The organism is Reyranella sp., assembly GCF_004297405.1.
GTDB lineage: Bacteria > Pseudomonadota > Alphaproteobacteria > Reyranellales > Reyranellaceae > Reyranella.
This window is the reverse complement of the sequence record NZ_SCVC01000021.1, coordinates 196,188-218,604: the sequence shown is the minus strand read 5'-3', so window position 1 is coordinate 218,604 and position 22,417 is coordinate 196,188. Positions and strand designations below refer to the sequence as shown.

At 66.1% G+C, this 22,417-nt stretch carries 24 protein-coding genes, 1 tRNA gene and 1 riboswitch; of the genes, 14 read left to right on the top strand and 11 right to left on the bottom strand.

Annotated elements, in window-relative coordinates; translation table 11 throughout:
• Positions 1 to 5: 5 nt before the first annotated feature.
• Positions 6 to 1,046 (bottom strand): DUF2333 family protein, encoded by a 1,041-nt coding sequence (locus EPO50_RS14705; protein ID WP_296345242.1) that lies wholly within the window; start codon positions 1,044 to 1,046, stop codon positions 6 to 8.
• Positions 1,047 to 1,142: 96 nt separating this feature from the next.
• Between EPO50_RS14705 and EPO50_RS14700 the strand changes: the two genes are divergently transcribed.
• Positions 1,143 to 2,096: an alpha/beta hydrolase gene (locus tag EPO50_RS14700; protein WP_296345241.1), complete on the top strand. Its 954-nt coding sequence runs from the start codon at positions 1,143 to 1,145 to the stop codon at positions 2,094 to 2,096.
• Between the two features lie 10 nt (positions 2,097 to 2,106).
• Positions 2,107 to 3,243 (top strand): MFS transporter, encoded by a 1,137-nt coding sequence (locus tag EPO50_RS14695; RefSeq protein ID WP_296345239.1) that lies wholly within the window; start codon positions 2,107 to 2,109, stop codon positions 3,241 to 3,243.
• Here the strand turns inward: EPO50_RS14695 and gloB are convergent.
• On the bottom strand, positions 3,240 to 4,016 hold the full coding sequence (gloB, locus tag EPO50_RS14690; RefSeq protein ID WP_296345237.1) for a hydroxyacylglutathione hydrolase: 777 nt from the start codon (positions 4,014 to 4,016) through the stop codon (positions 3,240 to 3,242). The two genes, EPO50_RS14695 and gloB, sit on opposite strands and share 4 nt — an antisense overlap.
• A gap of 84 nt (positions 4,017 to 4,100) precedes the next feature.
• Here gloB and EPO50_RS14685 point away from each other — a divergent pair, with 84 nt between their 5' ends.
• The 5 genes from EPO50_RS14685 to EPO50_RS14665 all read left to right on the top strand — a co-directional run bounded on the left by EPO50_RS14685 (position 4,101) and on the right by EPO50_RS14665 (position 7,685).
• Entirely contained in the window at positions 4,101 to 4,877 is a 777-nt protein-coding gene (locus tag EPO50_RS14685; RefSeq protein ID WP_296345235.1) for a class I SAM-dependent methyltransferase, read from the top strand.
• Between the two features lie 23 nt (positions 4,878 to 4,900).
• Positions 4,901 to 5,833 carry a DUF1932 domain-containing protein gene (locus EPO50_RS14680; RefSeq protein WP_296345233.1) on the top strand — a complete coding sequence of 311 codons (933 nt, stop codon included), beginning with the start codon at positions 4,901 to 4,903 and terminating at the stop codon, positions 5,831 to 5,833.
• Positions 5,823 to 6,311, top strand: coding sequence for a YbaK/EbsC family protein (locus EPO50_RS14675; RefSeq protein ID WP_296345231.1), 489 nt, complete (start codon positions 5,823 to 5,825; stop codon positions 6,309 to 6,311). The genes EPO50_RS14680 and EPO50_RS14675 overlap by 11 nt, the downstream gene beginning before the upstream one ends.
• Positions 6,304 to 6,771, top strand: coding sequence for a GNAT family N-acetyltransferase (locus EPO50_RS14670; RefSeq protein ID WP_296345229.1), 468 nt, complete (start codon positions 6,304 to 6,306; stop codon positions 6,769 to 6,771). Before EPO50_RS14675 ends, EPO50_RS14670 begins: the two co-directional genes overlap by 8 nt.
• A gap of 77 nt (positions 6,772 to 6,848) precedes the next feature.
• Entirely contained in the window at positions 6,849 to 7,685 is an 837-nt protein-coding gene (locus tag EPO50_RS14665) for an arylamine N-acetyltransferase (RefSeq protein ID WP_296345227.1), read from the top strand.
• Here EPO50_RS14665 and metW read toward each other — a convergent pair.
• Together metW and EPO50_RS14655 are read right to left on the bottom strand one after the other, a co-directional pair.
• Entirely contained in the window at positions 7,682 to 8,287 is a 606-nt protein-coding gene (metW, locus tag EPO50_RS14660; RefSeq protein ID WP_296345225.1) for a methionine biosynthesis protein MetW, read from the bottom strand. The two genes, EPO50_RS14665 and metW, sit on opposite strands and share 4 nt — an antisense overlap.
• Positions 8,284 to 9,450, bottom strand: coding sequence for a homoserine O-acetyltransferase (locus EPO50_RS14655; protein ID WP_296345806.1), 1,167 nt, complete (start codon positions 9,448 to 9,450; stop codon positions 8,284 to 8,286). The genes metW and EPO50_RS14655 overlap by 4 nt, the downstream gene beginning before the upstream one ends.
• 72 nt (positions 9,451 to 9,522) lie before the next feature.
• Positions 9,523 to 9,598, bottom strand: a riboswitch (SAM riboswitch).
• A gap of 102 nt (positions 9,599 to 9,700) precedes the next feature.
• Between EPO50_RS14655 and EPO50_RS14650 the strand changes: the two genes are divergently transcribed.
• The 4 genes from EPO50_RS14650 to EPO50_RS14635 are packed head-to-tail and all read left to right on the top strand — an operon-like array spanning position 9,701 to position 13,118.
• Positions 9,701 to 10,552, top strand: a complete 852-nt coding sequence (locus EPO50_RS14650) for a chorismate mutase (protein ID WP_296345224.1) — start codon at positions 9,701 to 9,703, stop codon at positions 10,550 to 10,552.
• Positions 10,553 to 10,576: 24 nt separating this feature from the next.
• Entirely contained in the window at positions 10,577 to 11,665 is a 1,089-nt protein-coding gene (gene hisC / locus EPO50_RS14645; RefSeq protein ID WP_296345221.1) for a histidinol-phosphate transaminase, read from the top strand.
• Positions 11,662 to 12,546 carry a prephenate/arogenate dehydrogenase family protein gene (locus EPO50_RS14640; protein ID WP_296345220.1) on the top strand — a complete coding sequence of 295 codons (885 nt, stop codon included), beginning with the start codon at positions 11,662 to 11,664 and terminating at the stop codon, positions 12,544 to 12,546. Before hisC ends, EPO50_RS14640 begins: the two co-directional genes overlap by 4 nt.
• On the top strand, positions 12,543 to 13,118 hold the full coding sequence (locus EPO50_RS14635) for a gamma-glutamylcyclotransferase (protein WP_296345218.1): 576 nt from the start codon (positions 12,543 to 12,545) through the stop codon (positions 13,116 to 13,118). The genes EPO50_RS14640 and EPO50_RS14635 overlap by 4 nt, the downstream gene beginning before the upstream one ends.
• Here EPO50_RS14635 and EPO50_RS14630 read toward each other — a convergent pair.
• Positions 13,069 to 13,698, bottom strand: a complete 630-nt coding sequence (locus EPO50_RS14630) for a TetR/AcrR family transcriptional regulator (RefSeq protein ID WP_296345216.1) — start codon at positions 13,696 to 13,698, stop codon at positions 13,069 to 13,071. The two genes, EPO50_RS14635 and EPO50_RS14630, sit on opposite strands and share 50 nt — an antisense overlap.
• A gap of 198 nt (positions 13,699 to 13,896) precedes the next feature.
• On the opposite strand from EPO50_RS14630, the gene EPO50_RS14625 reads away from it, so the two are divergent.
• A complete protein-coding gene (locus tag EPO50_RS14625; RefSeq protein WP_296345215.1) occupies positions 13,897 to 15,051 on the top strand; it encodes an aminotransferase class I/II-fold pyridoxal phosphate-dependent enzyme in 1,155 nt (384 codons plus the stop codon).
• Here the strand turns inward: EPO50_RS14625 and EPO50_RS14620 are convergent.
• Both EPO50_RS14620 and EPO50_RS14615 read right to left on the bottom strand, forming a co-directional pair.
• Positions 15,048 to 16,040: a proline racemase family protein gene (locus EPO50_RS14620; RefSeq protein ID WP_296345213.1), complete on the bottom strand. Its 993-nt coding sequence runs from the start codon at positions 16,038 to 16,040 to the stop codon at positions 15,048 to 15,050. The two genes, EPO50_RS14625 and EPO50_RS14620, sit on opposite strands and share 4 nt — an antisense overlap.
• Complete coding sequence (locus tag EPO50_RS14615; protein ID WP_296345211.1) at positions 16,037 to 17,206, bottom strand: acyl-CoA dehydrogenase family protein; 1,170 nt, start codon at positions 17,204 to 17,206, stop codon at positions 16,037 to 16,039. Before EPO50_RS14615 ends, EPO50_RS14620 begins: the two co-directional genes overlap by 4 nt.
• A gap of 57 nt (positions 17,207 to 17,263) precedes the next feature.
• On the opposite strand from EPO50_RS14615, the gene EPO50_RS14610 reads away from it, so the two are divergent.
• Together EPO50_RS14610 and EPO50_RS14605 are read left to right on the top strand one after the other, a co-directional pair.
• A tRNA-Gly gene (locus EPO50_RS14610) sits at positions 17,264 to 17,338 on the top strand.
• A 43-nt stretch (positions 17,339 to 17,381) separates the two neighbouring features.
• Positions 17,382 to 18,737 (top strand): enoyl-CoA hydratase/isomerase family protein, encoded by a 1,356-nt coding sequence (locus tag EPO50_RS14605; protein WP_296345209.1) that lies wholly within the window; start codon positions 17,382 to 17,384, stop codon positions 18,735 to 18,737.
• A gap of 7 nt (positions 18,738 to 18,744) precedes the next feature.
• Here the strand turns inward: EPO50_RS14605 and EPO50_RS14600 are convergent, their stop codons facing one another.
• From EPO50_RS14600 to EPO50_RS14585, 4 genes are read right to left on the bottom strand one after another with little or no spacing between them, the layout of a single operon-like run.
• Positions 18,745 to 19,407 (bottom strand): ABC transporter ATP-binding protein, encoded by a 663-nt coding sequence (locus EPO50_RS14600; RefSeq protein WP_296345207.1) that lies wholly within the window; start codon positions 19,405 to 19,407, stop codon positions 18,745 to 18,747.
• On the bottom strand, positions 19,404 to 20,936 hold the full coding sequence (locus EPO50_RS14595) for an ATP-binding cassette domain-containing protein (RefSeq protein WP_296345205.1): 1,533 nt from the start codon (positions 20,934 to 20,936) through the stop codon (positions 19,404 to 19,406). The genes EPO50_RS14600 and EPO50_RS14595 overlap by 4 nt, the downstream gene beginning before the upstream one ends.
• Before the next feature lie 14 nt (positions 20,937 to 20,950).
• A complete protein-coding gene (locus tag EPO50_RS14590; RefSeq protein WP_296345203.1) occupies positions 20,951 to 21,916 on the bottom strand; it encodes a branched-chain amino acid ABC transporter permease in 966 nt (321 codons plus the stop codon).
• A complete protein-coding gene (locus EPO50_RS14585) occupies positions 21,820 to 22,410 on the bottom strand; it encodes an ActR/PrrA/RegA family redox response regulator transcription factor (RefSeq protein WP_296345201.1) in 591 nt (196 codons plus the stop codon). The genes EPO50_RS14590 and EPO50_RS14585 overlap by 97 nt, the downstream gene beginning before the upstream one ends.
• Positions 22,411 to 22,417 lie beyond the last annotated feature (7 nt).

Genomic DNA, 22,417 nt, shown 5'->3' with positions numbered 1-22,417 from the left:
GGCGCCTACTTCAGGAGGATGTTGCTGATTTCACGCAACTGCGTGCGTGCCCGCAGCAGGTAGAAGCCCTGCGCGAGGAGGTGGTTGGGGATCAGGAGCGCGTCGGGATAGCCGTTCCAGACGACCCAGGGATCGAGCTGGGCTGCCACTCGGAAGGTTTCCATCGTGCCGTTCCACGCGTTGGTGAGCTCGCGATCGCGAATGACGTTCTGGAAGTCGATGCCGAGATCGCGCAGCAGCAGGTAATAGGCGTAGATGCGGCCCTTGTTGAAATAGAAGATGTCGTCGCAGGTCGAATCGAACAGATCGCCCGCCTTTTCGATGACATGCTGGTCGATCGTCGCAGAGTCCGAGCCGATATCGTTGGAGATGCGGTCGAGCAGGGCCTGCAGATTGTCGGCGCGGCGCTCGAAGATGGCCTGCCCCGAGCCCAGGCGCTTGTTGTAGGCCAGGAGCTTGTCGCGGCCGGCGCGATACTTCTGCGCCGAGGTCGTCGACGGCAACAGCGAAACGCTGGGCTGCCACAACCAGATATTGGGCTGTTCGTTCAGGAAGCCGCGCGCCTGCTCGAGGTCACGGTCAGTCTGGCTGGAGCCGCGCGTACGGCCGAGCTGGTCCATCAGCTCGGTGCTGAACCGGCCCAGCGCCGACATGATGCCGCGCTGGAAGTTCGGCATGTTGTCGAGCAGGCCCGCCGGCGTGAAGAACGGCATCATCGGCGTCCAAGTGTGGACGTCGACCTCGCGCGTCACGAGATCCGCCGCGGTCGCTACGGCGCGGCTTTCGCCAGGCGCAACCCCACGCGCCGTGAATTGCGGATCGTCGTCGATATCCTCGGTGATGATCGCGCCGACCGGATAGTAAAGCAGGATCAGGACGACGAGGACGCGCCAGGTCCAGCCCCATATCGATCTGCGGCCTGCAGGTGCTGCGGTCGCCGACGCCGCAGACCGTCCCGGACGCCATGACCGCGCGCGTTCCCAGGTCCGCCGCCACCAGGAAGGCGCTGCCGGTTGTGGTGCGCCGTAGTCCGGTTCGAATGTCATAGCCCACCTTACCATTCGGCTCGTGACGAAACAGGGGCGCTGCCTGCTAGAGTGCATGTTTGTCGGTTGAATGAAGTTTGTAGGGAGTTTTGCGACATGGCACTCGATCCGGAATCACAGCGGCTGATCGATCTGATGGCGGCGGCTAACCGTCCGGCCTGGAACACGCTGAGCCCGCAGGATGCACGCGCGCAGTATCTCGCACTGCGCCCCGCCGCGCAGGGACCGCGCCCGGCCGAGGTGAAAGTGGTCGACCGCACCATTCCTGGACCGGCGGGCGAGCTGCCCGTGCGCATCTATCGGCCGACCTCGGCGCCGGCCGACTCCAAGCTGCCCGCTTTGGTCTACGCCCATGGCGGTGGCTGGGTGTTCGGCAACCTCGACAGCCACGATGTGCTCTGCGCCCAGCTCGCGATCGAAGCCGGCATCGTGGTCTTCCATATCGACTATCGTCTGGCACCCGAAGCGCGCTTCCCCGGCGCTTTCGATGATGTCGTGGCCGGGCTGAAGTGGGTGGCCGCAAATGGCGGCTCGGTCGGCATCGACACCTCGCGGCTTGCGATCGGTGGCGACAGCGCCGGCGGAAATCTCGCGGCGGCCGTGTCGATCTGGGCACGCGACAATGGTGGACCGAAGCTGCGCCTGCAGCTCCTCGCCTATCCCGTGACGGACGCGGTCGCGCGCTCTGAATCCTACCGCCGGTATGAAGACGGCTACGGCCTCAATGCCGTGACCATGGAATGGTTCTTCGACCACTACACGCCCGAAAAGGCAACGCGCGGCGACTGGCGCGTCTCGCCGATCCGCGCCGCCTCGCTCGCCGGCCTGCCGCCGGCGCTGGTGGTCACGGCGGGATATGACCCGCTGCGCGATGAAGGCCGGGCCTACGCCTTCCGCCTGCACCAGGAAGGCACGCAGGCCGATCTCGTGGAGTTCGGCGGCATGCTGCACGGCTTCCTGAGCTCACCAATGCTGCTGCATGGCGCCCGACGCGGCACGACGCTTTGCGCCGCGGCACTGCGCGAGGCGCTGGTCCTGCGCGACCAGTGAGGCCTCCGGCGTGAGCGCAACCGCCGCGCCCAACACGCCCCCCGGCGCCGCCCCCGTCGGCATGGCGCTGCCGGGGCTGGTGATCGCCATCGGCATGATTGGCGACACGCTGCTCTATGCCGTGTTGCCGCTCTACCATGACCAGTTCGGGTTGAGTCTGGCCATGGTCGGCGTGCTGCTGTCACTCAACCGCTGGATCCGCCTGCTCGCCAACTCAGCCGTCGCTCATATCGGCGAACGCATCGGCCCGCATGCGCTGATGATCGCCGCCGCAGTCGGTTCGGCCATTTCGACGACGGCCTACGGCTTGTTCGAGGACGCGACCGTCCAGATCTTTGCGCGCATCCTCTGGGGCATCTCCTATGCCTCGCTCAATCTCGCCACCTTGGCCTATGCAGTGAGCGACCGCGCCAACGCCGGCAAACGTGTCGGCGCGAGCCGTGCGGCGATCGGCCTGGTGCAGGCGGCCTCGCTGGTCGGTGGCGCCTGGATCGTCCTGCAGCTCGATGCTCGCTCGGTCTTCCTGATCTATGGCGGGCTGACCTTGATCGCGCTTGCCGCCGCCTTGATCCTGCCGCGCCTGCCACCCGAACCGATCGCCAAGAATGGCTTCAAGCTGCCCGTCCCGCACCGGCTCGAAGTCTGGGGCTTCGTGATGGGCTTCGCCGGCGACGGCGTGTTCCTGCTCACCCTCGCCTTCCTGATGAAGGACTCGATCACCTCGATGGCGGCCATCATGGCGACGGCGATGCTGCTGGCGCTGCGCTGGCTGGTCGAGGTCACGACGGGGCCGATCGGTGGCTGGATCGGCGACCGCTTCGGCGCGCGACGCATCGCGATCGCCAACGCCATCCTCCTGGTGGGCGGCTTCGTGCTGATCGCCGCCGATCACGAACTGCTGGGCGCGCTTCTGATCGTCATGACGCGCGGCATGTTCAACACGCTGATCCCCGTGCTGGTGATCGAGCGCGGCCATGGCGGCGTGCTCTCCAGCCAGGCCAGCTATTCGACGTGGCGCGACTTCGGCGCCGCTGTCGGCCCACTCACCGCGCCCTGGCTGTTCCTCAACGTGCCGCAAACGCCGCTCTACGCGGCGCTCTCTTTAGCCTTGGGACTCGCCGGCTACTTCTGCCTAGTCAGGCGCTAGCGGAACACATCCTTGCGCTGACGCACTTCGGCGAACACCGCGACCGGGTCGCCGCCCACCATGCCGACCGCCGCCTGCACTGCCGGCACGTCGGCGCGCAGGAAGGGGTTGGTGGCCTTCTCTTCGCCCAGGAGCGACGGCACGGTGGCCTCGCCCTTGGCCCGCGCGGCATCGATGGCGGCGGACCGCTCGAATAGCTTCTTGTTGTCGCGTTCGACGGTCACGGCGAAACGTGCATTCGACTGCGTGTACTCATGGGCGCAGTAGACGCGCATTTCGTCTGGCAGCGCACGCAGACGGCTGAGCGATGTCCAGAACTGCTTCGGCGTGCCTTCGAACATGCGCCCGCAGCCGAGCGCAAACAGCGTATCCCCGCAGAACAGCGCCTTCTGCTCGCGGAAGGCATAGGCGATGTGGCCGCTGGTATGGCCGGGCACGAAGAAAATCTCCGCCTCGGCCTCGCCGAAGCGGTAGCGGTCGCCGTCATCGACCTCGATATCGATGCCGGGAATGCGTGCGCGATCCTGTCGCGGGCCGACGATCGTGCAGCCCGTCGCCTGCTTGATCTCGAGATTGCCGCCGACATGGTCGCCATGATGGTGGGTGTTCAGGATATGCGTGATCTTCCAGCGGCGCTTTTCGGCCTCGGCCAGGATCGGCCCGGCCACGGCAGGGTCGACGACGCCGACCGCTCCACTCTGCGGCTCGCGCATCAACCACACGTAATTGTCGCTCAGGACCGGAATACGGACGATGTCTAGTGTGGTGCTCATGATGCGCAACGCTAGCAGAGCTGTGATGCGCAGGCCATCGCCGGACCGTGGCAGCAGGGGCGCGATTTCTGCTAGGATCGAGCCATGTGGAGCGACGTCCTCGACCTTGAGGAGTTCTACGGCAGCACCCTGGGCCAGATGACGGCCCGCCTGCTGCGCGCACGGCTGCGCGACGTGTGGCCGAATGTGCGCGGCGAGGCCGTCCTGGGTCTGGGCTATGCCACGCCGCTGCTGCGCCCATTCGTCGAGGAAGCCAGCCGCACCTTGGCCTTCATGCCGGCCCAGCAGGGCGTCACGCGCTGGCCACGCGAAGGCCGCAATCACGCGACCCTGGTCGATGAACTCGACCTTCCGCTGCCCGACCGCTCCGTGGACCGCGTGCTGCTGGTCCATGCCGTCGAGTGCACCGAACAGCTCCGCCCGATGCTGCGCGAGATCTGGCGCGTCATGTCCGATGGCGGCCGCATGATCGTCGTGGCCCCGACTCGCGCCGGCTTCTGGTCGCAAATCGACCGCTCTCCCTTCTATCAAGGCCATCCCTATTCGGCGGGCCAGCTCGCCGCGCTCCTGCGGGCCAACATGTTCGCGCCGCTGCGCCAGACGCGCGCGCTTTATATGCCGCCGACCAACTCTCGGCTCCTGATGGGCATGGCCCCTGCCGTCGAGCGATTCGGCCAACGCTGGCTCGGTCGCTTCGCCGGCGTCAGCGTCATCGAATCCGGCAAGCAGCTCTATGCCGGCATCGCCGAGCGCGCCCATACGCCCGAGCTCGCCGTCGTCCGGCCCAAACTTCGGGTCGCCACATCGCGCGACACGCAAGCGGCGCGCAACAGCAAGGACGGCGAAGCGCCCGCCTCCTGACCCCTCACCTCCGGATCGATAACATGGCTTTCTCTCCGCGCGTGATCGCGCTGCTCGGGTTTGGCGAAGCAGGCTCGGCTATTGCCCAGGGCCTTTGCGTCGAAGGTGGTTGGCGGGGCGTACCCGCGCTGGGAGACAATGCGCCGCGACGCCTGATCGCGATCGACACCGCCCTCGACAAGGACGCGCGCGGTACCGCGTTGGGCAAGGCGGCGCGCGCCCTCGATGTTGCGATCTCGGACAGCTACACCGAGACGTTGCGCGACGCTGATCTCGTGATCTGCGCCGTGCAGGGTGAGCATGCGCTCGAAGCGGCAGCCGCCGCTGCACCACTACTCAAGAAAGGCGTGCACTTCCTCGACCTCTGCACCGTGACCGGCAAGATGTCCGACGAGGACCGCGCCGAGATCGAGAAGGGCGCAGGACGCTACATCGACGTTGCCGTGATGGGCGGCTTCTTCAAGCAGGGCATCAAGGCGCCGATGCTCGTCGCGGGAGAGGATGCCACTGAAGCCGTGGCCTGGATGAACGCCAACGGCTTCGACGCGAAGCTGCTGGGTCCGAAGCCCGGCAGCGCTTCCTCGGTAAAGATGCTGCGCAGCACCTTGATCAAGGGTGTCGAAGCGCTCGGCGTCGAGGCGCTGGTGACGGCGAAACGCCAGGGCATCCTGGAAGAAGTGCTGGCCTGCCTCTCCGATGCCGACCAGATGCCATTCCGCGACTTCATCGCCATGCTGGTGCAGACGCACATCGTGCACGCCCATCGGCGCTGGGAGGAGATGGGCCTCGTGGCGCAGACCCTGCGCGAGACCGGCGTCGATCCGCTGATGACCGAAGCCATCGAACGCAACCACCGGCGCACGGTCGATGCCGGGATCGCACCGGCCAACGGCCAGGTGCCGAGCCTCGACGATGCACTGACGATCCTTTCCGAGAAGGTGATCCGTGGGGTCTGATGTCTTCGACCGGCTCGTGGCACTGCTGAACGACGCAAAGGCGAAGTTCCGCGTCATCGAGCACGAGGCCGAAGGAAAATCCGAGGCAATCAGCGCCATCCGCGGCAACCGTCCCGATCAAGCGGCCAAGGCGATGGTGCTCGATGTGCGCGGCGGTGGCGGTGGCCGGCGCCATGTGCTGGCGATCCTGCCGGGCAATCGCAAGCTCGACTTCAACGCCGTGGCCACGCTCTTCGAGGCGCGCAAATGCGGCTTCGCCTCGCCGGACACCGCGCAGGAGCTGACAGGTTGCGTGATGGGCGCAGTGCCGCCCTTTGCCCTGAACCCGGACCTTGCGGTGGTGGTCGAGGAAGATCTGCTCGCCAACGAAACGCTGTTCTTCAATGCAGGCCGCCTCGACCGCTCGATGGAGCTCGACACCAGAGACTGGATCGCGGCGGCCCAGCCGCGCATCGCGCGGATCGCCGCGCGTGGTTGACGGTGAGGCTCCAGAATGGCGATTCGCACCGGCGAGCGAAGCCGACTTCGAGCCGCTGCTGGCGATCCGCATCGACGTCATGCGCGAACACTTGGAGCGCGTCTTTCGCTACGAGCCGTCGCGGGCCCGGCGGGTCTTCCGCGAGCATTTCGATCAGCCGGGTATGCGCCTGATCCTGATCGGCGACACGCTGGCAGGCTGCGTCGCCTTCCGGCCCGGTAACGACGCGATCTCGATCGACTCCTTCTATCTCGACCGTCGCTTCCAGAATCGCGGGCTCGGCGCGACGATCCTCAAGGTGCTGCTGGCCGAAGCCGATGCGCTGGCCAAGCCGGTGCATCTCGACGTGCTGCAGGGCAGCCCCGCCGATCGCTTCTACGAACGCCACGGCTTCCGGAAGATCAAGGAAGACGAAATCGAGCGCACCTATGAACGGCCGACGCCGACGGCAACTCGGTAACCAGGTCGTAGGCTGGACGAGCCTGAGCCGAGGCACCATCCTGAGAGGCAGCGCTGTTTCGTTGCGGATGTGTGACCATGGCCGACCAGTCTCGTCTTCATTTCGATGCTACCGATCTCGCAGCCTATCTCGACCGCATCGGCTATTCGGGGCCGGTGGCGCCCGATCTTCCAACGCTCCGCGCCCTGCATGCGCATCATGTGGCCGCAATCTCCTTCGAGAACATCGATCCGATGTTCCGCCACACGCCCGACCTGTCGGCGCACGGGCTGATGGCGAAGCTCGTCCATGGCGGCCGCGGAGGCTACTGCTACGAGCAGAACGGCCTCTATCTCGGCATGCTGCAGCATATCGGCTTCGATGCGCATGGCTTGATGGGACGAGTGCGTTGGGGCGCCCCTGCCGACAACGTAACACCCCGCAGCCACATGATGATCCACGTGACGCTGCCTGAAGGTCCCTACCTCACCGATGCAGGCTTTGGCGGCATGACGCCGACGGGTCCGCTGAAATTCGTGGCCGATATCGTCCAGGAAACGCCACATGAGCCGTTTCGGCTGTTGCGGGATGGCGCCGATTGGCTGCTGCAGGCCCAGGTCGCCGGCACCTGGAGCGATGTCTACCGGTTCGATCTCAATGCGCAGATCCCGATCGACTACAAAGCGAGCAACTACTATCTCGCCAACAGCGACGATTCCTTTTTCACCCAAGGCATCATCGCAGCACGTCACGTTGCAGGGCAGCGCATGGCCCTCGGCAACCATAACTTCACGATCTATCCCACCGGCAAGTCCCCGCAACGGCGGATGCTGAAGGACGCCGCCGCCATCTGCGACACGCTGGAAAAGGAATTCGGCATCCGTCTGCCTGACCGGGATGCCCTGATCACGCGGATCGAAGCGAAGGGCGCCTAGTCCCGGCGCAGCATGAACACCGCCTGCTCGCCGATCAGGTTGGCAAGCAGCGGCGGCATCTGGATGCGACGGCTCGTGCTGTTCAGGACAATTGCCCGCTCGACCCGCACGCCCATGTCGCGGCAGAGCGCACGGAAATCGTCGATGCTGCAGAGATGGATGTTAGGCGTGTCGTACCACTTGTAAGGCAGCGACGGCGTCTCGGGCATGCGCCCACCGAACACCAGCCGCAGCCGGACCTGCCAATGGGCGAAGTTGGGGAACGACACGATGGCGTGCTTGCCGACCCGCAACATCTGGCGCAGCACTTCGCGCGGCTCGCGCGTGGCCTGCAGAGTCTGGCTCAGGATCACGTAGTCGAAGGCATCGTCGGGGTAGTCGCGCAGGTCGGCATCGGCATCGCCCTGGATCACCGACAGCCCGTTGGCGACACAGGCATTCACGCCCGCCTGGCTCAATTCCATGCCGCGGGCATCGACGCGCTTGAAATTCACCAGATAGGCCAGCAGCGAACCGTCGCCACAGCCGACGTCGAGCGCGCGCGTGCCCGGCTCGACCATGTCGGCGATGAGCTGGAGATCGACGCGAATGGTGGCGGTCACGACACGGCACCGAGGCCGCGCACGGCGGCCGCGCCCTTGAGGAAGCCTGACAGGGTACGGAACATCTCCGGCTCGTCGAGCAGGAAGGCATCGTGGCCCTTGTCGCTCTCGACCTCGACGAACGACACGTTGGCCGCGGCTGCATTCAACGCATGCACGACTTCCCGGCTCTCGCGGGTCGGGAACAGCCAGTCGCTGGTGAAGGACATCAGGCAGAAGCGCGTGGGCGTGCCCTTGAAGGCGTTGGCCAGCACGCCACCGTTCGCGCCGGCAAGATCGAAGTAGTCCATGGCGCGCGTGATGTAGAGGTAGGAGTTGGCGTCGAAGCGATCGACGAAGGTCGAGCCCTGGTGGCGCAGATAACTCTCGACCTGGAAGTCGGCATCGAAGCTGAAGCCCAGCACGTTGCGGTCCTGCAGGGCGCGGCCGAACTTGCGCTGCAACGCCTGCTCCGAAAGATAAGTGATGTGCGCCGTCATGCGTGCCACTGCGAGCCCGCGCGCCGGCACGGTCTGGTGCAGGCGATAGTCGCCGCCCTTCCATTCCGGATCGGCCATGATCGCCTGGCGGCCGACCTCGTGGAACGCGATGTTCTGCGCCGAATGATGCGCGGCGCAGGCGATCGGCACGGCCGAAAAGACCCGGCTGGGGTAGGTCGCGGCCCATTCGAGCACCTGCATGCCGCCCATCGAACCGCCGATGACGCAGAACAGGTCCGGGATGCCGAGGTGATCGAGCAGTGCCGCCTGGGCGCGCACCATGTCGCCGATGGTCACCACCGGAAAGCGCAGGTTCCAGGGCTCGCCGGTCGCCGGATCGCGCGCCAGCGGCCCGGTCGTGCCCATGCAATGGCCCAGCACGTTGACGCAGATGATATAGTAATGCGCCGGATCGAGGACCTTGCCCGGCCCGACCAGACTGTCCCACCAGCCTTCCTTCCCGGTCACGGGGTGCCGCTCGGCGACGAACTGATCGCAGGTCAGCGGGTGGCAGATCAGAACAGCATTGCTTTTGGCTGCATTGAGGGTGCCGTAAGTCTGGTAGGCGACCCGATAGGGGCCGAGATCGACACCGCAGTCGAGCCGCAGCGGACGCTCCACGCCCAGAACCGCGTGGCGGCACTGGGCGAGCGCCTTGCGCTCGGCATCGGTCAGGTCGTCCAGCACATGACCTCTCTACTGGCCTTCACAACAGAAAGGCCCACGAAAAAGCCCCCGACCGGAAGGGCGGGGGCTTTTTCGAGCGCTCCGACCTTTTAGCGGTGTTTAACGTGGCCGCAAGCCGGTCGGCTCAAATTCCACGGTGAGTTCTATACGGACCCCTGCGGCTGGGCGCAAGCGCCTTGCATTTGTTTGGCTTTACGCCGGCAGGCCGAACGTAGTATCGCCGCTGCGCACAGGAACAACCGGCCTTATGGACGCTTCGACCCTCGACAATCTGCGACTGGAAATCGACGCCATCGATGGCGAACTGCACGGCCTGATTCGTCGTCGCGCAGCCCTCGTCGGTGAAATCTCTGCCGCCAAGCCGGCCGGCGGCCTGGCCTTGCGCCCGGGCCGCGAAGCCCAGGTCATGCGTCAGCGGCTGGCTGCCCACGATGGCGGCTTCCCCGTGCCCGCGATCTATCGCATGTGGCGCGAGATGGTGAGCTCCTTCACCCTGATGCAGACACCGGGACTGAAGATTGCCATCTGCCGTCCGGTCGACCAGCCGGGCTACTGGGACCTCGCGCGCGATCACTTCGGTTGCCAGATCCCTTTCGTCGCCCACGATACGCCGGCTCAGGTGCTGGCGGCAGTGCGTGCCAGCCCGACGACGCTCGGCGTCGTGCCAGCCCCTATCGAAGCCGATAGCGCACCGTGGTGGCCGTTGCTTGCCAGCGGCGAGGCGACGTTGCCCAACGTCGTGGCACGACTGCCCTTTCTCGTCATGCCCAACGCCCGGGCACGCGGTATTTCAGCCTTCGTGCTGGGCCGTATCGAGCCGGAACCCAGCGGCGACGATCGCGCCCTGATCTCGATCGAAGCCAAGAACGGCCTCAGCCGTGACCGTATTGCCGGCGCTGTGGCCAAGGTCGGCCTGCCGCCTTTCACTTCCGCGCTGGACCAGGTTGTAGCCGGCGTGCATCACTATCTCGTCGAACTGCCGGGCGTGATCGCCGACGATGACCAGCGCCTGCGCGACCTCGGAGCGGCATTGGGCCTCGAAAACGGTCTCGTTGCGGTGCTCGGCGCCTACGCTGTTCCGGCCGATATCCGGCCGTAACCTGAACCATTACGGGAGACTGCCATGAGCGCGCTCACCCCGCGTCCGGGCATCATGAAGATTGCGCCCTATGTGCCGGGCAAGGACTCGGTCGAGGGCAAGGAAACCATCGCCAAGCTCTCGTCCAACGAGGGTGCGCTGGGTCCCTCGCCCAAGGCGATGGCCGCCTACGCCAAGATGGCGACCGAACTGCACCGCTATCCCGACGGCGGCACCGACAAGCTGCGTACGGCGATCGGCCGTCACTACGGGCTCGACGCCGCGCGCATCGTCTGCGGCGCCGGCTCCGACGAGCTCCTGAACCTGCTGGTGCGCGCCTACTGCGGGCCGGGCGACGAGCTGCTCTACAGCCAGTTCGGCTTCCTGATGTATCCGATCAATGCGCTGGGCGTCGGGGCGACGCCAGTGGCGGCGCCGGAGAAGGACTATCGCGCCGATGTCGACGCGATGCTGTCCAAGGTGACCAACAAGACGCGCATCGTCTGCCTCGCCAATCCGAACAATCCGACGGGCACCTACATCACCAAGGACGATGTCCGCCGCCTGCATGCCGGCCTGCCGAAGGACGTGCTGCTGGTGATCGACGCGGCCTATGCCGAGTATGTCAGCCGCAACGACTACGAGTCGGGCGTCGAGCTGGTCGACCAGGCCGAGAACGTCGTGATGACGCGCACCTTCTCCAAGATCTACGGGCTGGGCGGACTGCGGCTCGGCTGGATGTACGGCCCCGCCGGCGTCATCGACGTGATGAGCCGGCTGCGTCAGCCGTTCAACGTCAACCTGGCGGCACAGGCGGCCGGCGTCGCGGCGATGGAAGATATTGCCCACACCGACGCCAGCCGCACCAACAACGATATCTGGCTGCCCTGGCTCAGCACCGAGCTCACGAAGCTCGGCCTGAAGCCGCTGCCCAGCGTCGGCAACTTCCTGCTGGTCGGCTTCGGTTCCAAAGAACGGGCGGCCGCTGCCAACGACTGGCTGATGAACGACGGCCTGATCCCGCGCATGGTCGCAGGTTACGGTCTGCCCGAACATCTGCGCATCACCATCGGCACCGAGACCGAAGTGAAAGCTATCGCCGCCTCGCTCACGAAGTTCGTAGCAGCGAAATGAGCCAACCGATCTTCGAAAAGATCGCGCTGATCGGCATCGGGCTGATCGGCGGCTCGATTGCCCTGGAGGCACGCAAGCGCGGCTTGGCCAAGAGCATCGTTGCCGCCACACGCAGCCCGGAAACCGCGGCTCTCGCTAACAAGCTGAAGCTCGCCGACCATTGCGGCACCGACCTTGCGGCAGCCTGCAAGGATGCCGACCTGGTCATCGTCTGCACGCCGGTCGGCGCTTGCGGACCGGCCACCCAGGCTATCGCGTCGAGCCTGAAGCCCGGCTGCATCGTGTCGGATGTCGGCTCGGTGAAGCAGACCGTGATCGCCGACATGGCGCCGCACATTCCCAAGGGCGTGCACTTCGTGCCGGCCCATCCCGTGGCCGGCACGGAGAACTCCGGCCCCGAAGCCGCGCTGCTCGACCTGTTCGAGGGCCGGTGGTGCATCCTGACGCCGCTACCCGACAGCGATGCCGCTGCGGTCGCAAAGCTCGAAGCCTTCTGGAAGGGACTGGGCAGCCAGGTCGAGCGCATCGATCCCAAGGACCACGACCGCATCCTGGCGATCACCTCACACCTGCCCCACCTGATCGCCTACACGATCGTGGGCACGGCCGACGATCTCGGCGGTCACCTCAACAGCGAAGTGCTGAAATTCGCCGCCGGCGGCTTTCGCGATTTCACGCGCATCGCCGCCTCCGATCCCACGATGTGGCGCGACGTGTTCATGAACAATCGCGAGGCCGTCCTCGAAGTGCTGCAGCGCTTCCAGGAAGATCTCTTCTACCTGCAGCGCGCCATCCGCTGGGGCGAAGGCGACAAGCTGTTCGACCTCTTCACGCGCACACGCGAAATTCGCCGCGCCCTGATCCATCTCCATCAGGCGTGAGTGCAGCCAAACCTCGCTGGGTCTTCGGCTACGGCTCGCTGATGTGGAATCCGGGCTTTGCCACGCCCGAAACCCAGCCCGCCCGCCTGCAGGGCTGGCACCGCGCCTTCTGCATCTACTCCGAGCATTATCGCGGCACGCCCAAGCAGCCAGGGCTGATCCTGGGCCTGCTGCCGGGCGGCGCCTGTCGCGGCCTGGCCCATCGCCTGCCGGCGGCCGCCTATGACGAAGTGCGGCGCTACCTGATCCATCGCGAGATCGACAATGACGGCGTCTACGAGGAGACGGTCCGACCGATCCATCTCGACGACGGGCGGACGGTCCCGGCGCTGGTCTATCTCGCCGATCGCAAGCACCGGCAGTTTGCCGGCAAGCTGCCGCTTGCTACGGCAACAGCCTTGGTACGCCGCGGACGCGGCGCTACCGGGACCAATCTCGACTATGTGCTGAACACGGTCGCCCATCTGGACGACCTCGGTTTGCGCGATCCAGCGCTCGAAGCACTGGCGAAGCAGGCCGCGGCTAGCGGCGCGCCGTCTCGTTTGCGAACACGGACTTCACGACGAACTTGAGTTCGTCGCGTGCCTCGTCGACCGACAGGCCGAGCCGCTGGCGCAACACGACCCAGCTCTCCGGGGCGATGGCCAGAGCCAGCGCCGTCAACGTCCGCTCGCGCGATTCGGCCGGCAGCGCGGCCAGCTCGTTGGCGAAGGCCTGCGAAAGGTGCGCCGTATTTGCGCTGTAGATCTGAGAGATCATGTCCGCAGCCTCGGAGGAGCGACGCTGCAGCGTCTCCACGAAGGTCCACATCGGGCGGAGCTGCTCGTAACGATCGGCGCACTGACTAACCAGGTAGTTGATGCGGTCCTCGAAGGCGAAGCTGCCGACCAGCTCGGGCGCTTCGCCGACCAGGGCCGCGAGCATGCGGCCGAGAACCGCGACATAGAGTTCCGCCGTGTCCGCGAAATGCTGGAACACCGTGCGCGCCGACACGCCCGCCATCTGCGCAATGTCGCGCACGATCGGCGCGACCTGCCCCGCCGCGGCGAGGGCAAGAGCGGAGGCGACGATGGCTTCGCGGGTACGGGCGACGCGATCACCGCGGCCGGCATTCTGCAGCGGCTTCGATTGAGTCAGGGCTTGACCGTCCATGCACTGATCCCCCGGCAAGTGGTTGCGGCCTCTCCGACAACCTTCTTTCGACACATCTATAGCGTGTAGGCTACTCGGCTTGAACGAAGATACTAGTGCATCTCCGCCGCCGATGCGACGATGCGCTATAAGGGCGCGATCGCCGTAAGCAACCTGTAAGCTAGCCATCGAGCCACGCCCGTCAATCAAGGTGTCCAGATGTCCGAGAAGATCTTTGCTCCTGCGTCGCTCGCCGCGCAAGCTATGGGCTGGATCGACCCGGTCACCAAGGCCGTGGTGCCGCCCATTCACATGGCGAGCACGTATTTACGGGACGAGGACAATGGCTATCGCTCCGGCCGTATCTACGCCCGTGCCGATAACCCCACGTTCGATCAGGCCGAAACAACTCTGGCTGCTCTCGAGGGCGGGGCCAAGGCCCTGATCTTCTCCTCGGGCATGAGCGCGGCCACCGCCTGCTTTCTCGCTCTCACACCGGGCGACCATGTCGTGGCCTCGAAGGTCATGTACTGGGCGCTGCGCAACTGGCTGATGACCTTTGCCACGCATTGGGGCCTCAAGATCGATTTCGTCGATGCCGATCGCACCGATGACGTTGCCGCCGCCGTCAAGCCCGGCGCCACCAAGCTGGTCTGGATCGAGACGCCGGCCAATCCGACCTGGTGCGTGGCCGACATCGCCGCGATCGCCGAGATCGCGCACAAGGCTGGCGCCCTGCTGGGCGTCGACTCGACAGTGGCGACACCTGTGTTGACGCGACCGATCGAGCATGGCGCCGACATCGTCATGCACTCGGCGACCAAATACCTGAACGGACATTCCGACATCATCGCCGGCGCGCTGGTCGGCGCGCGCGACGACGCCTATTGGGCCAAGCTCCGCACCATCCGTGCGCAGCTCGGTACGATCCTCGGCCAGACCGAAGCTTGGCTGCTGATGCGCGGCATGCGGACTCTCTTTCCCCGGGTCGCCTGGGCTTGCCGCTCGGCCCAAACGCTCGCCGAAAAGTTTGCGGCCCATCCGATGGTGGCCGAGGTGCTCTATCCCGGACTGCCTTCCTTCGCCGGCCATCAGGCCGCTGCCCGTCAAATGACCGGCGGCTTCGGCGGCATGCTGTCGGTGCGCGTCAAGGGCGGCGAGCGTGCGGCCATCGCGACGGCAGCGCGGGTCGAGCTGTGGAAGCGGGCGACATCGCTGGGCGGCGTCGAAAGCCTGATCGAACACCGTGCCAGCATCGAAGGTCCCGGCACGCCCTGCCCGCCCGACCTGCTGCGCCTCTCCGTCGGCGTCGAGGAAACGAACGACCTGTTCGACGATCTCGACCAGGCGCTGAAGCGCGCGCACAACGCCTAGGTGCTGAGAGTAAACCCTTCGCGCAACGGATCGTCCGCGTCGAAACGGAAGCGGCTTTCGCCGGTGATATGGGCTTGGCCACCAACCTCGACGATCAACGCCTTGCGTGGGCCGACGGCCGGCGCGTCGCGCACGATACGGCCGCTGAAATGGGCGCCAGTACAGCTTTCGAACAGTCGCTCTTCATCGCTGCGAACCTGCCGCCGCGCCGCCATCAGCGCCATGCGCGCGGTAACGCCGCTGCCAGTCGGGCTGCGGTCGATCTGGCGGCCGGCAAAGATGCAGACGTTGCGGCTCGCCTGTCCGTTCGCGCCGTCGCCATCATCAGTCAGGATCGTGCCGTAGAGAAAGGCGAGGTCGGGCTCCGATGGATGCTCGATCGGGATGGCCTTAGCCGCCGCCAATGCTATCTCCTCGCCTGCATCGACGATGGCCCGCATCGGCGACGTCCTGAGATCGAGCCCGATCGAGTCCACGGCCAGGATCGCGTAGAAAGCGCCGCCATAGGCGATATCGACGGTCACCGGCCCCCAGGTTGCGGTCGGCGCGATACGGTCCAGCACGTAGGCGAAGGCCGGCACGCTTTCGAAGCGAACCGTGCCGTCGGGTGCGACGCGCGCCGTGACGAGGCCACAGGGACACTGCAGGCGCACGATGGTCTCGGGTTCGGTACGCGCCACTCTTCCGCTCTCGACCGCCCAGCGCGCCAGAGCGATCGTCGCGTGGCCGCACATCGTGCTGTAGCCCTCGTTGTGCATGAACAGCACGGCGAGATCGGCGTCGGGATGATCGGGCTCGACAACCAGCGCGCCGTACATGCCATCGTGGCCGCGCGGCTCCAGCATCAAACCACGGCGCAGTTGATCGAAACGCTCCTTCGCCTCACGCCGCTTGTCGAGCAGCGTCTTGCCGGAAAAGACCGGCCAACCGTCGACGATGATACGCGTGGGCTCGCCGCCCGTGTGCATCTCGACGGTCGAGAGGATCAAGCGCCCGCCTCTTTGGCGACGCCGAACACCTGGCCGAGGCCGGCGCCGATACGTTCGTTCATCATCTCGATCGAGCCGTCGGTGTAGGCCGCGATCTTGGCACCTGCGAGGTGGCGCGCCAGCGGATAGTCGGCACGCAGGCCGTTGGCGCCCATCGCCTGGATGCAATCGGCGATGCGCTGAACGGCCATGTCGGTGGCGAACTTCTTGGCATAGGCCGCCGGCAGGACGGCATCGGCGCCCTCGTCGATCAAACGAGCAGCGCGATAGGTGAGAAGCCGCGCGGCTTCGAGATCGGTCGCCGCGTCCACGAGCTTCCAGCGCACGCCCTGATGGTCCAGCACCGGCTGGCCGAAGGTCTTGCGTTGCTGCGTGTAGCGCACCGCCGTTTCGAGCGAAGCCTGCAGCATGCCGCAGCACATGGCGGCAACGTAGGCGCGCGCGCCGTTGATACCGGCAAGGGCGGCCTTGAAGGCCTCGCCCGGCGGATGCAGCACCGCCTCGTCCGGTGCGAAGTAATCGACAAGCCGAAAGCCCCCGACGCCAATGGCGTGGCCGCCATGCAGTTCGAACGGCTTTTCGCGATGGAAGCCCGGCCGCTCCGCCTCGATCGCAAAGCAGGCGATGCCACGGTAGCCCTTCGCCCTGTCGGTCTGCGCGTAAGCGACCGACAGGCCTGCAACCGCGGCATTGGTGATCCACGCCTTGGCGCCGTTCAGCTTCCAGCCACCGTCGACACGGACGGCTTCCATTTCCAGCCCGCCGAAATCGCTGCCGACACCGGGTTCGCTGAGGCCGGCACAACCGATCAGGTCGCCGGTCAGCATGCGCGGCAGCAGCCGCGCGACATGCGCCGGCTGGCCGTCGCGGGCAAATCGTGCGCAGGCATTGTGATGATTGATCATGGCGAAGGCGAAAGCAAAATCGGCTTTGGCGATCTCCTCGAAGGCGCGCAGCTTGCAGGAGAACGACAGCCCCTGGCCGCCATGCTTCTTGGCTAGCTCGATCGTGTTGAAGCCCTGCGCACAGCCCGCCTTGATCGTCTCCAGCGGATAGTGCCGGTCCCACTCCCAGCGGGCGGCGTTCGGGGCGACATGCTCTTCGGCAAACGCCCGGGCACGCGCTACGACGGCGCGTTCTTCGACGGTCATGATCTCGTCCAGCATCGGCTTGAGATACACGATTGGACCTTGAGCGCAACCGCGGGCTAGAATGTTGTCAGCGCGGGTGTAGCTCAGGGGTAGAGCGTCGGCTTCCCAAGCCGTAGGTCGCGGGTTCAAATCCCGTCGCCCGCTCCAAAAATCTTCGCCAAAGATTCTTAAGGCAGGAAGCGTCGGCATCATGGGGTCGGTAATTTCGCCACCGGTCGAGTCGATTCCGGTTCCCGACGGCGGTGACTTCGAATTCGACGGGCCGCGCTTCACCGCCTACTGGCAGCATCTCGCCGGTAAGCTCGCCCAGCTCCCGCCCAAGCCACAACGCGACGACAAGACCTATGCCGAGGCGGAGACGCTGAAGCAGGCGGCGCGCGACGCCCGGTTCGCCTTCCTGCGCCGTTACGCCATTTCGATCTACGATAGACTGACCGCCAACCGGACCAGGTTCGTGCGTATCGAGCGGCTGGTCTATGACGCGGCCGACCTTGTGCCCGGCCTCGTTCCGACCCGCGCCGAGGTCGCCGCCGAAGCCGAACTGCGTCAGTCCGAAAAAGAAGGCGTGGAGATCGACCAGGGCATCCTCTGTAATCAATTCCTGGCGGATCCCGGCTGCGGGATGCACCTCTGCCACGCCATGCTGCTGCCGCGCGAGGAATCGGCCGACGCGCTCGCCAAATTCCAGCGCGACGGCCGGCTCGACCTCGGCTTTGCGCGGGTCGAGCGCCAGGGCAAGGCGGCGGTGCTGCTGCTCGCCAACCGCCGCTTCCTCAATTCCGAAGACAATTCGACCCAGGCCGCGACCGAGATCGGCGCCGATGTCTGCATCCTCGACCGGCAGAGCGAAGTCGCCGTGCTGCGCGGCGATGTGGTGCCGGAAGGCAAGTATGCCGGCCGCCGCGTCTACAATGCCGGCATCAACCTCACGCATCTCTACTACGGCAAGATCCCGTTCCTGTGGTTCCTGGTCCGCGACCTGGGCTTCGTGAACAAGATGTTCCGTGGCCTCGCCCGGCCCGATGTCTCACCCGATGAAGTCGCCGGCGATTCGATCGAAAAGCTCTGGATCTCGGCGGTCGAGACTTTCGCCATCGGCGGTGGCTGCCAGATCCTGCTGGCGACCGACTTCAATATCGCCGGCCGCGATGCCTACATGACCCTGCCCGCACGCAAGGAGGGCATCATCCCGGCGATGGCCAATCTCCGGCTCGCGCGCTTCGTCGGCGACCGCATCGCCCGCCAGGCGATCATGTACGAGCGCCGCATCGACTGCGATTCAGATATCGGCCGCATGATCTGCGACGAGGTCGTGGCGCCAGCCGAGATCGACGCCACAATCGGCAAGGTCATCGACCGGCTGACCGGATCGGGTGCTGTCGGCGCCATCGGCAATCGTCGGGCGCTGCGCCTCTCGGCGGAACCGCTCGATCTCTTCCGCCGCTACGCCGCGCTCTACGCGCGCGAACAGGCCTACTGTCATTTCAGTCCGGCGCTGATCTCCAATCTCGAGCAATACTGGAACGCTCAAAGCCGACGCGCATAGAGCTTGATCAAGCTCCGGCCATAAGGTCGGCAAGAGTTGGATCGGCGGCGAGGTCAGACGCCGTACCGGAGCGTACGATCCGGCCACGGCTCAAGACGAGTCCGCGCTGGGCGACACGAAGCACGAGCCCTGCGCGCTGCTCCCCCACCAGAATCGCCATGCCCTCCGCCGCCATGGGACCGAGCCGGCTGAGCAAGTCATTGACCACCAGCGGCGCGAGACCGAGGGTCGGTTCGTCCAGAAGCAGCAGGCGCGGCCGGTTCATCAGCGCGCGCGCCAATGCCAGCATCTGCTGCTGGCCGCCCGACAGCAGCCAGGCGCGTGCATCTGGTCGCTCGCCGAGCATGGGGAACATCTCCAGCATTTCCTCGACTCGACGCCGTCGTTCGACAGGCACCAATGACGAGGAGGCTTCGAGGTTTTCGCGCACGGTGAGGCCTGCGAAGACACGACGCCCTTCCGGCACATAGCCGACGCCCGCCAGCACGCGCCGCTCGACCGGCCAGCCCGTCACGTCTCGTCCGAACAGATGAACAGGTCTCACCGACGCCCGGAAACCCAGGATCGTCTCGAATAGGCCCGTCTTGCCGGCGCCATTGCCGCCCAACAGCGCCACGATATCGCCGGCCGCGAGAGCGAGGCCACCGACCTGCAGGACAGGCGCGCTCATTCCGCGGCCTCTTCGACGCCAAGGAAGCTGGCGCGTACAATAGGATTGGCACGGACCTCGGCAGGCCGACCGATTGCAACCACGGCGCCACGATCGAGGCAGATCAACCGATCGCAGGTCCGCGACAGCAGCTCGATATCGTGATCGATGATCAGCACACCGCGGCCAGCCGCACGCAATCGTGCGATCAAGCTCGCGAGATCGGACCGTTCACGGTCCGTGGCGCCCGCTGCCGGTTCGTCGAGCAACAGGAACGATGCGCCGGTCTCGATAGCATGCGCGATATCAGCAGTGCGCGTATCGCCGGTCAATGCGAGGCTCTGAAAGCTGCGACCGACACCGACCCGCGCGATGGCGTGGGGCGCGAGGTGGTTGATGCGGCGCTCGTCGAGCATGATTGTGCCGCCATCCGCACACTCGAGTCCCCCGATCACGTTCAGCAGAGTCGTCTTGCCCGATCCGTTGGCGCCGATCAGGCCGACGACCTCGCCACGCTCCAGCGTGAACGACACGCCCTGCAAGGCCGCGACGCCGCCGAAGTGCTTGGCGACGCCATCGAGCGTGAGCCGCTGCGGTCCGTCGACGGCCTCCAGGTGCGCCGGGACTACGGGCGATACCGGTGGCACGGGTCGGACGCCGCGCCAGCGATCGATCAGCGTCGCCAACCCTTCGGGCGCCCAGAGCACGACCAGCAGCGTCGCGGCGGCATAAGCCAGCAACCATGCGCTCTGCAGATCACGCAGAAGCTCGGGCAGGCAGACGGCGATCGCCGCCCCCAGTACCGCCCCCATCGGATGACGTGCGCCACCCAGAACCACGGAGGTGAGGCAAAGGACCATGATGGGAAAGCCGGTGATCTCGGGTGAGACAACGCCGCTCACGGCCGCCGAGAGTCCACCGGCAAGACCCGCCAACGCACTGCCGATCACAAAGGCCACGAGACGCCAGCGTCCACCATCGATACCGAGAGTCGCCGCCACCAGGGGCGCTTGGCGCAGCAGTCGCGCCCGTTCACCCATCGGTCCAGCGAACAAGCGGGCCTGCACGACAATGGTGAGGATCAAACAGATCCAGACGATGACCAACAGGATCGGTCCGCGCGGCAACAACGCCGTGAAACCCGCCAACCCATTGGCGCCACCAGTGATGCTCTCGACATGGACCGCGGCGAGATGGATCAGCGACGCAAGCGCCAGCGTGGCCAGCGCAAAGTAGTGCGACTGCAGACGCAGGATCGGGCCGGCGACGATCGCCGCCGGCAATGCTGCGGCCAAGATCGCGACGGGTAACGACAGCAGCCCCAGCGTCGGTGCGGTCAACGCAACGGTGTAGGCGCCGACGCCGAACAGCGCGCCTTGCGCGAGGTTGAGCGCGCCGAGCTGACCGAACACGAGCTGATAGCCCACGCCCATCAGGGCATAGACGCCGACCAGGATCACCATGCGTTGACCGAACGGCGGCAACACGAGCAGGGCCAGCACCGGCAGCAGGATGAGAACAGCGAGCCAGAATTTGTCCAGGGCTCGCATCTCAGGCGTCCCTCTCAGGCACGTCGGCCGACCGGCTCGCCGAACAGGCCCTGCGGACGCAGGACCAGCACCGCAAGCACGGCAAGATAGAGCGCCGCCGAAGCCCAGGCATCGCCGACGGCCGCCGACACGAAGGTCTCGAACAGGCCGATGCCCAACGCGCCCAGCAAGGCGCCCGGCACGCTGCCCCAGCCACCGATGGCGACGGCGATATAGGCCTTCAGCATGTGGCCGGCCCCCTGGGTCGGCGCCACCAGGAACTGGTGACCGAGGAGGAAGCCCGCGATGCCGGCCAAGGCGCCGGCCAGCGCCAACGACAGGACGACATAGCGCGCCACGGGAATGCCCACGGCCCGCGCCATGTGGCGGTCGGCCGAAACCGCGCGCATGCGCCGCCCGACCTGCGTGCGCTCCAGCAGGAACCACATGGCAACGACCAGCGTCGCGCCGACAACCACGATGGCGATCGGTTGACGGCCGAGTGTAATACCGGCGATTTCGACAGCGCCGGTTCCCAACAGTGGCGGCGCAGTGCGCGGCGCGGCGTCCATCGTGACGGTAAGGCCCTGCTCGATCATGGCAGCGAGCGCGATGGTGGCGACGAAGGTCGCTTCAGGCGGACGAGCGACCAGCGGCAGGATCGCCACGCGCGCCGCGACGATGCCGGCAATACCGAGCGCCAGCGCCACGAACGGCAGCAGCAACGGCCCCGGCAAACCGGTCCACAATCCGATGACGACAGCCGCGGCGCCACCCAGCACGACAAGATCGCCATGGGCGAAGTTGACGGCGCCGGCAGCATTGAGAGCGAGGACGAAACCCAGCGCCACCAGCGCATAGGCCATGCCCAACGCCAATGCGTTGAGCAGAAGCTGGGCCGTGATCAGTGCTCGCGGGGGGCGTGCTTGCCCAGGATCCGCTGCAGCGTGCGCCGATGCATGTTGAGTCGGCGCGCCGTCTCCGAGACGTTGCGATCGCACTGCTCGAACACGCGCTGGATATGCTCCCAGCGAACGCGGTCAGCCGACATCGGATTGCTGGGCGGCGGCGGCAGCTTGCGGCCATGCGCCGTCAGCGCCTGCTCGATCGCGTCGGCGTCGGCAGGCTTGGCGAGATAGTCGACAGCGCCTTCCTTCACGGCGGCGACGGCGGTGGCAATGTTGCCGTACCCTGTCAGCACGACGATGCGAATGTCCGGTCGCGCCTGACGCAGCGGTCCCACGAGCTCCAGCCCGTTGCCATCGCCCAGTCGCAGATCGAGGACGGCAAAGGCGGGGGGGCGCGCGGTCTGGGCCAGCGCCTCGGCAACCGAGCCGACAGCGGTCACGATGAAGCCGCGCTGCTCGAGCGCGCGGGCAATGCGGTTGCGGAACGCTGCATCGTCGTCCGCGATCAGCAAGGTACGGTCTTTGTTGCTCACCGCACCGGCGATCACGGGCGACACGGGGCGGTTGCCACCGGTGTCCTGGGTCATAGGGACT

Coding starts and splice junctions, on each gene's coding strand:
- EPO50_RS14585 (WP_296345201.1), bottom strand. CDS start 22,410: ATGACCCAGGACACCGGTGGCAACCGCCCCGTGTCGCCCGTGATCGCC.
- EPO50_RS14700 (WP_296345241.1), top strand. CDS start 1,143: ATGGCACTCGATCCGGAATCACAGCGGCTGATCGATCTGATGGCGGCG.
- EPO50_RS14605 (WP_296345209.1), top strand. CDS start 17,382: ATGGGGTCGGTAATTTCGCCACCGGTCGAGTCGATTCCGGTTCCCGAC.
- EPO50_RS14615 (WP_296345211.1), bottom strand. CDS start 17,206: ATGCTGGACGAGATCATGACCGTCGAAGAACGCGCCGTCGTAGCGCGT.
- EPO50_RS14685 (WP_296345235.1), top strand. CDS start 4,101: ATGTGGAGCGACGTCCTCGACCTTGAGGAGTTCTACGGCAGCACCCTG.
- hisC (WP_296345221.1), top strand. CDS start 10,577: ATGAGCGCGCTCACCCCGCGTCCGGGCATCATGAAGATTGCGCCCTAT.
- EPO50_RS14625 (WP_296345215.1), top strand. CDS start 13,897: ATGTCCGAGAAGATCTTTGCTCCTGCGTCGCTCGCCGCGCAAGCTATG.
- EPO50_RS14600 (WP_296345207.1), bottom strand. CDS start 19,407: ATGAGCGCGCCTGTCCTGCAGGTCGGTGGCCTCGCTCTCGCGGCCGGC.
- EPO50_RS14595 (WP_296345205.1), bottom strand. CDS start 20,936: ATGCGAGCCCTGGACAAATTCTGGCTCGCTGTTCTCATCCTGCTGCCG.
- EPO50_RS14630 (WP_296345216.1), bottom strand. CDS start 13,698: ATGGACGGTCAAGCCCTGACTCAATCGAAGCCGCTGCAGAATGCCGGC.
- EPO50_RS14665 (WP_296345227.1), top strand. CDS start 6,849: ATGGCCGACCAGTCTCGTCTTCATTTCGATGCTACCGATCTCGCAGCC.
- EPO50_RS14680 (WP_296345233.1), top strand. CDS start 4,901: ATGGCTTTCTCTCCGCGCGTGATCGCGCTGCTCGGGTTTGGCGAAGCA.
- EPO50_RS14640 (WP_296345220.1), top strand. CDS start 11,662: ATGAGCCAACCGATCTTCGAAAAGATCGCGCTGATCGGCATCGGGCTG.
- gloB (WP_296345237.1), bottom strand. CDS start 4,016: ATGAGCACCACACTAGACATCGTCCGTATTCCGGTCCTGAGCGACAAT.
- EPO50_RS14650 (WP_296345224.1), top strand. CDS start 9,701: ATGGACGCTTCGACCCTCGACAATCTGCGACTGGAAATCGACGCCATC.
- EPO50_RS14705 (WP_296345242.1), bottom strand. CDS start 1,046: ATGACATTCGAACCGGACTACGGCGCACCACAACCGGCAGCGCCTTCC.